Genomic DNA, 15,211 nt, shown 5'->3' with positions numbered 1-15,211 from the left:
AGGTCTAAAAATGGATAAAGACTATTATAAAATAATGGGATTAAGCCAAGATGCAACTGAAAAAGACATTAAGCTAGCCTACCGTAGACTGGCCCGTAAATATCATCCGGATCTCAGCAAAGAAAAGGATGCAGAAGAACGCTTTAAAGAAATGGGCGAGGCTTATGAGGTTCTTAAAGATCCAGTAAAACGTGCTGAATATGATAACTTTCTAAAAAATCGTGAATTTCACTCTAATGCGCAGCAACAATCAGACTGGCATAGTGAACGCTCCGGCCCCTATCAAAGCCATGGTACACAATTTAATGATGATTTCTTTGAGTCTTTATTTGGCCATTCTCGATATCAGCAACAACCAATGGCCGGACAAGATTATCAAGGGAAAATTAATGTGAGTTTGGAGGAAGCATTTAATGGAACGACACGAACCATTGAAATTCCCAGCCGCCACGAAGGTGCAAATGGGACCCAAGCATTGAAAGTAAAAATCCCTCAAGGGGTGAAATCCGGTCAACAGATTCGTGTGGCAGGTCAAGGTGCCCCAGGAATGCAGGGAGGGCCACCTGGAGATATTTACTTGACCATTGAAATCGATAAACATCCAATTTTTGATCTAATGGACAATGATATCTACCTAACCCTTCCTATTACCCCATGGGAAGCGGCTTTAGGGGCATCAGTGACTGTACCTACCTTAGCCGGAAAAATTGACTTAAAAATTCCTCCTGGCTCACAAGGAGGACAAAAATTAAGATTAAAAAATCGCGGTCTTCCAGGTAGCACTCCCGGTAATCAGTACGTACTCTTAAAGATTATTACTCCACCCGCAACTACGGAAGCAGCAAAGGAGCTTTATAAAAAAATGGCTGAAGTAATGCCTTATAATCCTCGCGATAAGATGGGGGCCTAAACATGGACAAAAATGATATTTTAGTTGGCATAATTATTGAGGAAACCCAAACCTTCACTTACACCGAGGTATGCCATAAGTACAATATACCGCAACAATTATTAAGTGAAATGATGGAACATGGGTTATTTTCCAACACTTCTATGGAGCTTGAGCAACTAAAACTCAATCAAAAGGAACTACACAGAATTGAATCAGCCTTTCGTTTGCATCGCGATTTAGGTGTTAATTTACCAGGTGTAGTACTGGCTATTGAGCTAATAGAAAAAATAGAGCTGTTGAATGATGAATTGGATATCTTACGTAAGCACTTAAAGTAATACTAAGCATCTGCACGATGCTGCATGCGGATATTTAATAGCGGTCTATTGAGGTATAATCAAGAGACCGCAGGAAGTTAGGATGAGGGATACTCTCATTCAATTTTTGTCACTTTTCGATACTAGGGATTTAGAGCCAGGGAAGTCTGCTGTAGCATGGCGGCCCATTGATCTTGTAATGCATCAATAAGGGTCACGTTGATAGTAGGGCTCGGATTTCCCCTCTGTAAATTAGTAACAGAAATAGAGTCAATTAACTTTTTAGAGCTGTCTATATCCTGACAATTATTTTCACGTCCTTTCACCACCCACGACATCCCCCACTCCGCAAGAGCATTTAATGCCATGTCGCTTTCATTCTGGACAGGGCCACGGATGATATTCCTTAATTGTTTTGCTATGGATAAAGCACATGGATTAGTCGGCGAGCAGAAAACACTTAAGAATTTTCCTAAAGAAGGAAATGGCTGCAAATACCGCCCCATTGGGTTTTGAATTTCTGCAAGAAACATGTTGATGTACGTCTCATCCAATTTGGGTGCCAGTGCAGCTAAAATCTGTTCTGCATTGTTGCGTATCTGGTCATTCTTATGGCTAAGATCGCTTACAATTTTGTAAAAAAGTATGGGCGTAATGTGTTGCTGAGTCGGTTCCAGAGCAATAAAAGCACGTTGTGCCTCGAGACAGTAGTTTTCATCCACGTCACACAAACCCTCTTTAATCCAGCCAAGAAGTTGAGGTATGTTGGGTATCTCATGTAAATTTGGCACCACAGCGATTATGGCTCTTTGTAAACGCGCTGCATCCAGAAAGTCTCTCGACTCAACCCAAGCAAAAATATTGCTAATCTGCGTACCACTGAGTTTCGGTGCCAACGCAGCTAAAGCCTGTTGGGCCTCAAAACGTAGCATAGAATCACTTTCTAGCAGCCTATCTCTAATCCTGGTAAGCAGAGTAGTACTGAGTTCTATCTCATTTTTTCGGGGTACCAGTGCAACTAGAGCATTTAGTGCATTTATCATTACGTCAATACTGTTGTGCGACAGATTTTCTTCAATTAAATCAAGAAGCGTGGGAGTTATGTACTCTTCATCCAATGTAGGTGCCAGTGCGATTAGCTCATGCAGTGCACTGGAACGCAACAAAGGATTGTGATTAGCCAGCTGAACTTCAATCAACGCAAGAAGTTCACTGATCTGATCATGACTGAGTTGGGGCCGCAGGGCAATTAAACCGAATCGCGCGACCCGACGGTTCTCATCATTGGAATGAGTCCGACCGTTCATAGTCCACTTCCAAAGCTCGTTGAGGAGAACCTCATCCAATACCGGTACGAGAGCAATTAAAGCCTCGCTGGCGTTTATCGCAACATCACGATAAAACATATGATCTTTAATTCCCACAAGAAGCTTGGAAATAGTATTCCTGTCCTTCAGTTTTGGTGCCAGTGCAGTTAAAGCCTTTAGTGCATTACGGCGTACGTTAAAATCTATATGACGCAGATCCTCTTCAATCCAGGCAATAAGATTGGGATTGATGTTCGCCTCATCCAGTATTGACACCCTTGCTGCTAAAACAGTTTGTATGCTAGAGCGCACATTATAATTCTCATGCCCCATATTTCGCTCAACCCAAGCAAAAAACTTGTTGACATGCTCCTTATCCAATACTGGTTCCAGAGCAGTGAAAGCCTGTTGTGCAAAAATACGCTCCGCTTTATCTGAGTCCACAAAGCCATTCTTAATCCGCTGCAACAGCATTTGGATGTGCGCTTCCTCCAGCCTGGGTGCCAAAGCGATTAACGTCTGTTGTGCGCAGCGAGCCATCCCAGCATGAGTGCAATTCAAATTTATTAGAATACTTCTAACCAGCTCGGAAGTAATATGCGCCTCATTCAGCTTTGGTTCCAAAGCAATTAAAGCTTCGTGTGCGCTGCGACACACATCAAAATTATTACTTTTCAGATTAAATTGAATAAAGTAAAAAAGGTTTTTAGTAATTTGAGTCGTATTCAACCTGGGGGCCAGCACAATTAAAATTTGTAGTGCATTCTCCAGCTCAGAAGGATCTTTACGGTACCAATTTATCCCAATGTCTTCAATCCATGCCAGAAGTTTGCTGATTTGTTCCTCTTTCAGCTGTGAAACAAATAATCCGAGCATTTTTTTATTGCTCTCACGCCCCTGACAAATGTCATTAATCTGCCGGGTCAATAAATGGTCTATTGACGCATCGCTAGCCGTCTTCTCACTACTAATTACATGTAATCCTGCAATTTTATAGGGTAGATCAAGCCCCTGCAGGGCTTCTAAAAACACCTGAGGATTGTCACGAGCAACAGCAAGGGGATATGTAGTATGACCTTCCAACCAGGATTGGATTATTTTCTGCTGATACGACTTCGCCGCATCCCTTTGCATAAACAAAGCGGTAATGACTTCATCACTCTTTGATAATCGGCTTTCTCCTGACTCCCATAGGCGGAGTAATTCTTTTGGTGTAAGATTATTATATATCCCCATCAAAACTTTATTCGGAAGCGCAAAAAAATAGCTCATTTGAAAATAACCTTAATAGTAATTTTTGATGCGTTATTGTACACCAATATCCCCTTAAGCTCAAATATTGCACTAAGCCCATGCAAATCAAGACAATTTGTTCTTTTATTAATCTACTCTCTCAAGAAAATTGCAGCCAAATCCCTTAATTAACTCTTAAAATTATTCCTTAATATATTGCTCCTTATTGAAATAAAGTAATACAATAAAATTATACGAATACCTTAAAACAAGCTAAATCTATGCGCCCAGTATTTATCATTTTAATTATTGCCTTAGTTGTGCTCCAACATAAACTCTGGCTCGGAGATGGAAACTTAATCCAATGGGTCTCGTTGCAAAAAAAATTGGCGGAGCATGAGCAGAAAAACGATAAATTAGTCGTGCGTAATCGAGCTCTGGAAGCAGACATTAAAGAACTAAAAAGTGGTGACCAAGCTTTAGAAGAGCAAGCCCGTCATGAATTAGGTATGATTAAACAAAACGAAGTGTATTATCAGTTTGTTGATTAGGCTTATTACCCTCACCAATTACGCGGACATGTAATTTCTTAAATTAAATAAAACCGTCGTCACTGCGAACAAAGTGAGGCAAGGAAGAATTTTACATTCCCCTATGTGAGCTAAGAAAATGGTAGGCTGGGTTGTCAAACCCAGCATCGGATGTTACTCGAGCCCTGATTTGTTGGGCTTAACAGCCCAACCTACACAGGCAATAACTCCAAATGCTTTGGAGGCGGGTTATCCCAAAGACTCAAAACAAAACCGCCACCGCCAGAACCCGTAGGTTTCACTGCTAACGCACCCATGGAAGTCAAGCAATTCATATGCTGCTGTAAGCTCTCACTCACCAAACCCCACTGCATAAAACAATCGGCAGCTTTATTAATGGCCTTAGCTAAATTGCTAGCTACTTCTGCACCACCCTGCTCTAACGCGGCTTTAGCATCTTCAACCGATTCAGCCATTTGTAAATCCAACTGTTTTGCTAATTCAGGGGCATTCTTCCATAAATGCTGCACCTGCTGAATACAATGAGAAGTAATGCCAATTTGATTGCATGACGATAGAAAAAACTTGGGCTGGGCTGTTTGTCGCAAAGGAGTTGCCTCACCTGCTTTAAAATAAATCCCGCCTTCCGCTGCAACACCAGCAACGTCTAAGCCACTGCTCTTACCATGAAATAAATGTTCTAACTCTTTGGCAAAATCATTACATTTTTCCTGGGCTAGCATTTGCTGTGCGCAGAACCAACGACTCATTGCCACACAAAGTGCCGCAGAAGCCCCCATGCCACCACCTACCGGAATGGTACTGTTTAAAAGAAAATGTCCACCAAGTTGGTTTAAAGAATGACCGAGTAACTTTAATCCATGCTCTAATACACTCCAAAATAATAGATGCATATCGGAGCCATTACTCCCCAGATAGTCGGCACTTAATGAAGGAGCATTGGCAGAATAAGTAAAAATTAATTTTCTTTCTTTAACCGGAAAAACTAAGGCTGCATGCCCACGAACAACCGCATGCTCCCCTACTAAAATCCACTTACCAAAAGTTGTTGTTTCAAAATCACAGAACTTCATAATTACCTACCAGATAATCACGCTTGAACTCGCGCGCCATTTCCATTTGATCAGGTCGATATAATAAATGAATGTTTGGTCCAGCATCCATGGTTACTATAGGCCCATCGCCTTTGGTATCCCAAAATTGCTGCAAATCATTCAGTACACTCAAACTATTTGATGATATATAAGAAAAAGGGTGTGCACAGGTATTAAATAATTGATGCATATCTTGAAACTCGTACCAACAAATCTGGTAAGCACGTTCCCAGTCGTTTGCCATAAAGGCAGTCAACAATTGCTCTAAATTTTCTTCTGCCCGTTCAGAACGCGATGCATAAAGTTCACTGCTTTTTACCAATTTATGTGCCTCGCTAGATGATACTGCTTTTTGCTCAGCACTAATAACTACAACCTGATGTATTAATTCAGGATAAGGCAACTCAATTGGTTTTACCGTGTTATCATCCTGCCATAAAACCCATGGGCTGTGAAACGAACGACAAGACGAACCAGAACCCAAACGGCTCAAGGAGGCTTGTTCTTCTACGGAAGGTAATTCTTGTTGCGTTAATTCTGCCAAGGCATATACAGCGCATCGGGTAAGTGCTGCAAAACTGGAAGCAGAACTAGCCATACCACTACTATGTGGAAAGTTATTACAAGACTGTACTAAAAAACTACCTTCATAACCAAATTGCTTTTTTATCCGCGCTAAGTGGTTCAAGAACTTCTTTTCACCTAATGCAGATAATGTGAATTTAGCCTGGCCAGGCACAACTAAAGGCTCCCATGCATCATGGGCAGAATCAATTTGCTCCAGTTTTACGGTGCTTAATAGATTATTTAAGGTGTAAGATAAAGAGGAGTTATCTGGATTGTTGGAACTCTCATCTTTCTTTCCCATATATTTAATTAACGCAATATTAGCAGGAGCATGAGCCAGCCAATGCATAATGGTCTCCTTGGAATTAACTCCAGTTGTAGCAGTGGTATAGGAATAAATGAGAAAGACACCCTGTAATGGACATCATAGGGTGTCTTAGCAATGAAAGAGCTAAATCGGATATTTGATTTACAAAAGACTTCATATTGTTCGCAATTTTGAATTAGCCAGTTGCGCTGTAGGCGTATTAGGATAAGCTCTTACTACTTGTTGTAGATATTTTTGCGCCTCAGGCTTATTGCCCATTTCAGCATAGGCATAGCCTACTTTCAACATACTTGCAGCAGATTTGCTCGAAGTCGGAAACTGCTTTAATACGACATCAAAATGCTCGATTGCTTTTGCATAATCTTTTTTAACTAAATACAACTCGCCTAACCAATACTGAGCATTGGAGGTATAACCACCACGAGGGTATTTTTGTACGAAGGTATTCATTGAGCCTAAAGCATCATCATAACGTTTGTTTTTAATTAACTCATACGCGGCTAAATAGCTGATTTGCTCATCAGCAGGATTTGCTCTAGAAACAGAAGTCACCACTGGCTCTGCAACAGATGTGGTTTTTGCCACGGTAGGTTGTGGTGCAGGCTCTTTAGAACCAACTGAAAGATCCATTGCAGGCTTATCTGTAACTGCTTTAGCTGAAACAGAAGCACCGCCACTTAAACGAGAATCTAAATCTTTATAAAAGGCAAGTTGTTGTTGCTGTAATAATTTTAAATCATGAGCTTGTATTTCTAACTGTCCACGAAGCTCTTGGACTTCTTTTTGTAAGGTCTGAATTTTATCAATTAACGAAGCACTGTCAGAGACATTAGAACCCCTTGGGCTGCTCATTTGATCATCTTTAGCAAGTGCTGGACCATCATCCCCTTGATAGGCATCAGAAGGATAGTCATTTTGAGCCACATCCATTGGCGCATCATCATAATATCGAGAATCGGCAACAGTCGCATCATGCGCCTGTCGCCCATCCGTCATTGCAAAATTATCACTATCATCAACCACAGGCGCCTCTGACCAACAGGTCAAAGGAAGTATTAACGAAAAACCTGCAGCGATAATGTGTCTTTTGCAATTAATCATCTTGTTGCCTCATAAGTAAATTCTACACGTCGGTTTTGTGCATGCGACTCAGCATCATGTCCTAAATTAATCGGACGCTCTTTACCATAGCTCACTACACGCATTTGATGTCTGTTTACACCAGCCATACGTAAAATGTCTGCTACAGTGTTTGCACGGTGTTCACCTAAAGCAACGTTATATTCACGGCTACCACGCTCGTCAGTATGACCTGCGATTAAAACGCGTGCACCAGAGTGTGACTTTAAGTATTCAGCCTGAGCATTTACAGATGGCAGGTACTTAGGATTTAAAGCACTGTCATCGTAAGAGAATAAATATAATTGGTTATGAGGTGCTTGAGTAGTATAAGACTCACCTGGCTCTTGACCAGCAAAACGAGTAAATTGGCCTAGACCTTGAGCACTAGCACCGGCATCACTCACCCCGGCTCCAGCCATTCCTGGTGCCTTAGAACAAGCTGCTACCAACAAAACACTCGCTGCAAGCAGACCTAATTTACAAATTGATCCGGCTTTCATCCTCAATCTCCTTTATTCTTCTTATTAGTAAAAATTTACGAAATCCCAATATGGGCTCTTGGGGCGACATTGTACAGTTCTTTTTTTTTTTTTGCTAGAAGAGCGGTAAGAAATAGATCAGTTATTCCTTGTTCCGCTAGGCAGTCATTCCGTGAACAATCCACTGGCTCTTCAACACATCCCTACCAATCTAATCACGTTCTCTACTCCTACGCCGCGGGCGTAGGAGTAGAGGTCATCAAAAGGCAGGAACAAGCCACTAGAGGTGGAAAGCAAAGATATAGAAACGTTGGGGACGTTTTATAAATGCGATACCACAAACGCAGACATCCTCGCTGTAAATTCGCGTGTTGCCTGATTAGCAGCGACTACCCCACCGTAAGGATTATCTACAGAGCATGGGATTTGCAGGCTAATAATTTTCGAGCCCATCACTTTATTGTCGGAAACGCGCGTCAACACTACTTTGGCAGAAAACTGGAGCACGCTAGGCCTTCTAAGAAAACTTTGCTCCAAAGAAAGTAATTGAGTATCTAAACGATAATCAGCCCCTTGGCTATATGAGCTAGAAAGCACCGCATGGAAAACTCCCGTTTTTTGCAAACTTTGCACCATTAACGGATAAAGCATATCTGCAGGGGGATTGCTCCAGGCGTTTTTCACAAATGACTCAAGCTGAAAAGGCTTATTCACATAAAGCATTTGCTCTGATTGATAGCCTGCAGCTGCATCAGGCGGCGTCACCCAAAGCGCAACCCGCTGAGGATGCTTGGTGAGTTGTTTACTGCTATAGGCCGTTAATTGATATTGGTTCGACGCAGGAATTTTAACTGGTGAACAAGCAACGAGCAGTAAACAAATCAAACACAGCCCTATTCTATTTAATCTTCTCATTACTTATTCTCCAGGCCCTGGTTTTGGAGCGGAACTCCCACGAATTACCACCGAAGGGTTTTGACGCATTTCATTACTAACCTTTTCCAGGTTGACTGAAATAGCATTTAATCGGCGTAATAATGTTGATGCAGGTGCCAAAGTATCTTGGGATAGTTTTTCTAAAGTATTTCTTCCCGATCCCATGGTACTTGATACGCTAGTTCCCGCATGGCTTAAACTATCCGCCATCGCTTTAAATTTGGCAACCCCGGTTTGCAACTCTCTAAGTAATTGCGGAAACTCTTTACTGGCTTTAGCCATATTAGTTAAAAAGACATCCGCATTTTTTATGGTGTCATCAATATGGCCACTATTCGCCGCAACTACATGAGTTAGCTTTTCTACATTGTTTAAAATACGAGACACGTGTCTGGCATTTTTCCGGTTAAAAATATGTTTCGCTTGAGTGCTGACGTTATTAATGCTTTCAGAAACCTCTTTTAAAAGCGTATCTAATTGGTTAAATAGTGAAGGTTTGGCTGGAATCACTGGATAGGGTTCGCCGGGAAGCTTCACAATAGGAGCCAAATCAGAAGTACTCGCACTTAAACCAATGTAGGTAACGCCAGTAATTCCCTGAGAAATTAAGGTAGCGGCAGTGCTCTTAGTAATTGGGGTGCCATTTTCAATCGCTAAAATGATTTCTACTTGTCGTGGATCATTTTTATTTAGCCTTATTTCGTTAACATAGCCTACTTGTACTCCATTAAACTTAACCGGAGCATCTTTACTTAAACCCGAAGCGGCTTCGTGTAAATACACGGTAAAATTACTATATGATTTTTGATTAAAACCAACAGATAGCCATAGCATGGCAGATAAAAGCCCTACGAATAGAACGACGATAAAGACACCGATTAGGGTGTAGTTGGTTTTTGATTCCAAAAATTTCTCTCCGTAACATTAATCTTGAGTGAGGACTTTATACCTTACTGAAGTAATCAGCGATTAATTCGTTTTTATTTTTCATTAATTCATTAATGGGCTCTACACTCAAAATTCGCCCATCACCAACAAAGGCCACTCTATCGGTGGTACGTTTTAAAGACTCAATGTCATGACTGACCATGACGATCGTCAGATTTAAGGAGTCACGTAAAAACACAACTAAATCGTCAAAAAGCCGCGCACTACGAGGATCCAAGCCCGTAGTAGGCTCATCAAGGAATAATAACTCCGGATCCATGGCAATTGCACGTGCCGCTGCTGCCCTTCTTTGCATTCCCCCACTAAGTTCCGAAGGCAATTTACCTGCGGCCTCTTTGGGCAAACCAACTAAGGCTATTTTTAATAAGGCTAATTCCTGCATGAATTCCGGATCCAGCTCCGCAAATTCTTGCATAGGAAACATCACGTTTTCTAAAACATTCATTGATGCAAATAACGCACTGTGTTGAAACAACATACCCCAGCGACGTCTCAACATAAATGACTGATGCGCATCAAGACGACTAATATCCTGGCCGAATATTTTAATATCGCCCGCAGTTGGTTTCAATAACATCAACAAGCTGCGTAAAATGGTGGTCTTACCGCTACCCGAGCCGCCAATAATAGCCAGAATCTCACCTTGGTTTACGGTCAAATTAATGTCCCTATGCACCCATTGACCACCAAGAAAATTCTTCATTCCTTTGATTTCAATAACTGGGTCATTCATCTATAACTTCATCCAGCTGTAAATAATTGAGTAAATTGCATCAGCAATAATAATTAAAAATAAAGACTGCACCACACTTTTGGTGGTCTGACTGCCAATATTATTTTCACTGCCCGCTTCCACTCGAAATCCTTGAAAACAACCGACTAAAGCGATGATTAAGGCAAATGCAGGAGCTTTATAAAGACCAAGTCGAAACTGGGAAATACCTACAGAATCTCTTAATCGCTCTAAAAAATCAATAAAGCTAATCCCTAACATGTTTTTGGCCATGAACATGGACCCTAAAACACTAAAAATATCGGACCAGAAAATTAATAATGGAAAGGTTATTAATAGTCCTATCACTTTAGGCAGTACCAAGTGCTCGGTTGGGGATAAGCCCATAGTTAAGAGCGCATCGATTTCTTCATTAATTTTCATACTACCAAGCTGCGCGGTAAAGGCAGAGCTGGTTCGTCCTGCCACTATAATCGCGGTGATTAAAGGAGCAAACTCACGAAAAATCGCCATTCCAGATAAGTAGGCAATAAACGAGTTAGCACCATAGGTACTTAATTGCAGCCCCATTTGATATGCTAAAACGACTCCAATCAAGAATGAGAGTAAAGCAAGAATGGGTAATGCTTTAACGCCTGTCGAATCAAGATTTGACATAATGCTGGGAAATTGAAAACGGCGCCAATTACCAAAAGCCTCAAAAACTCGGGTCCCCAGGTCACCGATTAAAATAACTAACCCATCTACCTGACGTAGTTTTTTCTCTGCTTCTTTCCCTATCTTATAGAAAACATTCTCTTTTTCTGGATCAGGAATCTTGTAGGATATTGCATCGTGTTTTTCAATGATTAAATCAATGAGTTGGCATTGTCTTTCAGTAAAGTCGGTCAACTCAACTTGATTATCCTGCTGTTTTAATTTCTCAATACATTGAATTAAGGTTAGAGCACCAGCACTATCAAAATGACTGATATTCTTACCATTTAGCTGAATTTTTTGGGATTGGGGTAATGTTGTTGCAGTAAATTGTTTGACTACATTCCCAACATCCATAACAGACCAAGCACCTGAACAGTTAAACTGTTTGAGTTGCTCATCAAATGTTATTTGCGGGCTATTATGTGCCATAAGTCTTTATTTAAATTAAAAATTATCACAAGAATAATACGAATAGTGCAGAAGCGCAAAAACTAATAATTTAATTTGAGTGGTAGCTCACATTAGGATTCCATCTAAAATATGAGCTACGAACGTTTTAAAGCAAGAATTTAAATTAACTCATGCTCAGCGCAGAAATCTTTTCATTCACCGCACCAACAACATTTGCAGTGTCTGTATTGAATTCAAAGAATTTACCTCTGTAAGCACAAACAACAGCGTACCCTACCCCTCCGCCAAGAATGAAGAGTGCAAGGTTACCCAAAAAGTTTTTTGCCCAACCACGGTGCTCATTGATGGTTTTCATATCTTCTGTATTTTTATCCAAAAGAGCACTCGTTCCCTCTTGGAAATGCTGTAAATCACCATCTTCAATGTATTTTTCGGTTAAATTATGGATTGCGTGATGAATACGTCGTGTAGCCAGAGTAGCCTCTACATACGCATCGCCTTTCTTAGACATTCTATCGCATTTATTAGCAACGTTTACTAATTCAGCTTCAATACGCGCAATGGCTATTCTTCTGAGTTCTTGTAAAGGAGATATCTCTGCTTGTTGAACTTGTCCTGGTAGTTCATGTGACTCAACATCACTACGCTCATCGACAAGACCTAGACCTTCTATACTAGTAGATAAATCCTGTTCACTACGCTCATCGACAAGAACTAGATCTTCTAAACTAGCAGATAAATCTGCTTTAGGCTGTACTAAACGCGCCTCTATCGTATTTTTTTGTGTCTCGAATGCTTCTTTAATTTGCTTATCTAGAGACACAAGCTCTTGCAGCTCAGGTACAGACATTGTTGGCTTTACCCTATTTCTAGGGAGGTTAGTTGAAGCTTTAGGTACAGCATATCGGTCATCGGTTGTATAGTTTTTTTCCAAACGTTTAAGCTCAGCTAAAGACTCGCACGTCGTTATAGTATTTAGAAGCTGTTTTCTTGCCTCTATAACTTTATTAGCCGCACTTTGATTCTTAGAAGTTCCCATCAGACACCTCGATAATATTAATTTCACAAGTTGCGCATAAAATAACCCAAACAAGAAAAAAATACTAGCCAAACAGACAAATTAATCTGCAGAAAATTGGATTCATTATTAGTGTGCTCTAGTTTTAGGCACCAAATAACTAAATAATCGCACCGTATCACCTGCTCTTTTTTGAAAAAATCACTCGCCAGGGCCCTATTTCCGGTAGTTTGTATTGCCATTTTATGATACAATTCACTTCATTTTTTTAAACGAACACCAGGTATGCAAGGCAATAAGAGTCAATTTGACTCACGCAAACGCTGCCTTATTTAAACTTGCGTAACGCCGGCTAAACAGAGGAGAAAGCATGCCTTTAGCGCCCAATACTGACGAATTATTTTCTGGCTTTTCAAAACTCTCCCGTGAAGAACGCTTTAAACGATTACTTGCTTTAGGTGCAGTGACTCCTGAAGACATTACGTTTCTCAAAAATGGCGGGATAAAAGATTTAAACCTGGCAGATAAATTAATCGAAAACGTTATTGGCTATTTTCAACTTCCTTTAGGCGTGGCGACCAACTTTAATATTAATGGCCAAGACTATGTCATCCCCATGGCTGTTGAAGAAACGTCAATTATTGCCGCCTTATCGAAATCAGCGAAATGGATTAGACAGTGTGGTGAAATCAAAGCTTGGGTGCATGGTGAATGCATTCTCGGACAAATTCAATTAGCGCAAGTACAGAATTTCCAAAAGCTCTCACGTATTTTTGCAGAAAACCGACAATACCTTATTGAGAAAGCAAATAAAGATGTGGCAGCCAATATGGTAAAACGAGGTGGTGGAGTTGTTGATTTAAGCTTGCGTCATCTACAGCGAGCTGATGGTAAGGACATGGCAGTAATTCATTTAATGATGAATAGCTGTGATGCCATGGGCGCCAACATCATCAACCAAGTTTTAGAATACTTAAAAGGCCCTATAGAAGACTTAACGGGTGAAGAAGTCACCATGTGCATTTTGTCCAATCTTAACGATCAAAAGCTGACTACGGCACAAGTAACGATTCGCAACATTGACCCGGTGCTTGGTCAAAAACTACAAGAAGCCTCTCTTTTTGCTGAAATGGATTCCTATCGTGCAGCGACCCATAATAAAGGGGTGATGAATGGCATTGACCCGGTACTGATTGCGACAGGAAATGATTGGCGCGCCGTAGAAGCAGGCGTACATGCCTTTGCTGCTCGCGAAGGCCAATATCAAGCGATCACCCGCTGGCGTTACCAAGATGGCGTACTTACTGGACAATTAACTGCACCCATTATTGTAGGCACCATCGGTGGAGTAACGGCACTTCATCCTACAGCCAAAATGTGCTTGCGCATGATGAATATCAACTCCGCTAATGAACTGTCTCAAGTAATTGCCGCGGTGGGGCTAGTACAAAATTTAGGTGCGCTAAAAGCCCTATGTACAGAAGGCATCATTCAAGGTCATATGAAGCTACATATTGATAACCTGCTCTTAGCTGCAGGGGCAAATGAAAATGAAATGCCGGAATTAAAAGAGCGTCTCCAAAACTGGCTGCATATGCACAAGCGAATTAGTCTAAACAACGCCCATGATTTACTCGCAGAAATCAGACAGACACCGATTGCTATATGAAATGGCTCATCCCTGCTAAAACTTTTTTGTTAGGCGAATATGCTGCTGTTGCAGAGGCTTCGGCGATCGTACTGACGACTAGCCCCTACTTTGAGCTATCGCATAATTCTGAACTCGATTTAGTCGGGATTCATCCTCAATCGCCAGCGGGCTTATGGTGGCAGCAACAAAACCATTTAAAAACTGGCTTATCCTGGCATGATCCTTACGCAGGTTGTGGCGGCTTAGGCGCATCCAGCGCACAATTTTTAGCAAGCTACCTCGCCAGCTGCATGCTTCAAGAAAAGCCCGCGCATATGAACAGCATGCTCGAAGCCTACTACCAAGTCTCATGGACCGGCAAAGGCCTAAGACCGAGTGGCTACGATGTAATTGCTCAATCCCAACACGGATGTGTCTATATTAATAGACAGAACAATATCGTTCAGTGCTATGCCTGGCCATTCCAGAACTTGTCTTTTTTCCTCATTCATACCGGGGTCAAACTGGCAACCCACCATCATTTACAAGATACCGCTCTACCGGCCCAAATTGATTATCTATCAAATCTGGTTGATACAGCTAAAAACGCGTTTGAACAACACGACTCACAACAATTAGTTACATGCATCAACGACTACCATGCAAAATTAGCTGAATTAGGCTTGGTAGCGGAGCATAGTCAGCAATTGATTAACCAATTTAAGAGCTACCCTGAAGTACTGGCCATAAAAGGCTGCGGTGCTTTAGGAGCCGATATTATATTGGTTCTTACATCGAGAAGTGCAGCCACAACATTCAATGCAAAACTGCAACAAGAAAATCGTGCCCTATTAGCTACCGAAAAGTTCTTAAATTTTACCCCGTCCCTTTTAGCTATAAAATAAGAACCGATAGAGCGAGAAGCAGAGCAATCCGCTGAAACAAA

At 41.3% G+C, this 15,211-nt stretch carries 15 protein-coding genes; 5 read left to right on the top strand and 10 right to left on the bottom strand.

Annotated elements, in window-relative coordinates:
* Positions 1–10: 10 nt before the first annotated feature.
* Together ACD661_RS01155 and ACD661_RS01150 are read left to right on the top strand one after the other, a co-directional pair.
* Entirely contained in the window at positions 11–910 is a 900-nt protein-coding gene (locus tag ACD661_RS01155) for a DnaJ C-terminal domain-containing protein (protein WP_400185706.1), read from the top strand.
* Between the two features lie 2 nt (positions 911–912).
* The gene (locus ACD661_RS01150; protein WP_400185704.1) at positions 913–1,230 is read left to right on the top strand and encodes a chaperone modulator CbpM; all 318 of its coding nucleotides are present in this window, start codon (positions 913–915) and stop codon (positions 1,228–1,230) included.
* Between the two features lie 122 nt (positions 1,231–1,352).
* On the opposite strand, the gene ACD661_RS01145 is transcribed toward ACD661_RS01150, so the two are convergent.
* The gene (locus tag ACD661_RS01145) at positions 1,353–3,788 is read right to left on the bottom strand and encodes a hypothetical protein (RefSeq protein WP_400185703.1); all 2,436 of its coding nucleotides are present in this window, start codon (positions 3,786–3,788) and stop codon (positions 1,353–1,355) included.
* A 242-nt stretch (positions 3,789–4,030) separates the two neighbouring features.
* Here ACD661_RS01145 and ftsB point away from each other — a divergent pair, with 242 nt between their 5' ends.
* Entirely contained in the window at positions 4,031–4,300 is a 270-nt protein-coding gene (ftsB, locus tag ACD661_RS01140; protein ID WP_400185702.1) for a cell division protein FtsB, read from the top strand.
* Positions 4,301–4,491: 191 nt separating this feature from the next.
* Here the strand turns inward: ftsB and ACD661_RS01135 are convergent, their stop codons facing one another.
* From ACD661_RS01135 to ACD661_RS01095, 9 genes are all read right to left on the bottom strand, one after another.
* Positions 4,492–5,373: a mevalonate kinase family protein gene (locus tag ACD661_RS01135; RefSeq protein WP_400185700.1), complete on the bottom strand. Its 882-nt coding sequence runs from the start codon at positions 5,371–5,373 to the stop codon at positions 4,492–4,494.
* Complete coding sequence (locus tag ACD661_RS01130) at positions 5,360–6,310, bottom strand: diphosphomevalonate decarboxylase (RefSeq protein ID WP_400185699.1); 951 nt, start codon at positions 6,308–6,310, stop codon at positions 5,360–5,362. Before ACD661_RS01130 ends, ACD661_RS01135 begins: the two co-directional genes overlap by 14 nt.
* Before the next feature lie 132 nt (positions 6,311–6,442).
* Positions 6,443–7,390, bottom strand: a complete 948-nt coding sequence (ybgF, locus tag ACD661_RS01125) for a tol-pal system protein YbgF (RefSeq protein WP_400185698.1) — start codon at positions 7,388–7,390, stop codon at positions 6,443–6,445.
* Positions 7,387–7,911, bottom strand: coding sequence for a peptidoglycan-associated lipoprotein Pal (pal, locus tag ACD661_RS01120; RefSeq protein ID WP_400185696.1), 525 nt, complete (start codon positions 7,909–7,911; stop codon positions 7,387–7,389). The genes ybgF and pal overlap by 4 nt, the downstream gene beginning before the upstream one ends.
* A gap of 300 nt (positions 7,912–8,211) precedes the next feature.
* Positions 8,212–8,805, bottom strand: coding sequence for an ABC-type transport auxiliary lipoprotein family protein (locus ACD661_RS01115; protein WP_400185694.1), 594 nt, complete (start codon positions 8,803–8,805; stop codon positions 8,212–8,214).
* Positions 8,806–8,808: 3 nt separating this feature from the next.
* Entirely contained in the window at positions 8,809–9,732 is a 924-nt protein-coding gene (locus tag ACD661_RS01110) for an MlaD family protein (protein ID WP_400185692.1), read from the bottom strand.
* A 37-nt stretch (positions 9,733–9,769) separates the two neighbouring features.
* Complete coding sequence (locus ACD661_RS01105) at positions 9,770–10,507, bottom strand: ABC transporter ATP-binding protein (RefSeq protein WP_400185691.1); 738 nt, start codon at positions 10,505–10,507, stop codon at positions 9,770–9,772.
* On the bottom strand, positions 10,508–11,635 hold the full coding sequence (locus ACD661_RS01100; protein WP_400185690.1) for an MlaE family ABC transporter permease: 1,128 nt from the start codon (positions 11,633–11,635) through the stop codon (positions 10,508–10,510).
* 145 nt (positions 11,636–11,780) lie between these two features.
* Entirely contained in the window at positions 11,781–12,656 is an 876-nt protein-coding gene (locus tag ACD661_RS01095; RefSeq protein ID WP_400185688.1) for a hypothetical protein, read from the bottom strand.
* A gap of 349 nt (positions 12,657–13,005) precedes the next feature.
* Here ACD661_RS01095 and ACD661_RS01090 point away from each other — a divergent pair, with 349 nt between their 5' ends.
* Positions 13,006–14,304 carry a hydroxymethylglutaryl-CoA reductase, degradative gene (locus ACD661_RS01090; protein ID WP_400185686.1) on the top strand — a complete coding sequence of 433 codons (1,299 nt, stop codon included), beginning with the start codon at positions 13,006–13,008 and terminating at the stop codon, positions 14,302–14,304.
* Positions 14,301–15,170 (top strand): mevalonate kinase family protein, encoded by an 870-nt coding sequence (locus ACD661_RS01085; protein ID WP_400185685.1) that lies wholly within the window; start codon positions 14,301–14,303, stop codon positions 15,168–15,170. Before ACD661_RS01090 ends, ACD661_RS01085 begins: the two co-directional genes overlap by 4 nt.
* Positions 15,171–15,211: the final 41 nt, after the last annotated feature.

The organism is Legionella lytica (assembly GCF_044626755.1).
Classification (GTDB): Bacteria; Pseudomonadota; Gammaproteobacteria; order Legionellales; family Legionellaceae; genus Legionella; species Legionella lytica_A.
The sequence above is the reverse complement of the archived record's forward strand: the minus strand, read 5'-3'. Positions and strand labels throughout refer to the sequence as shown.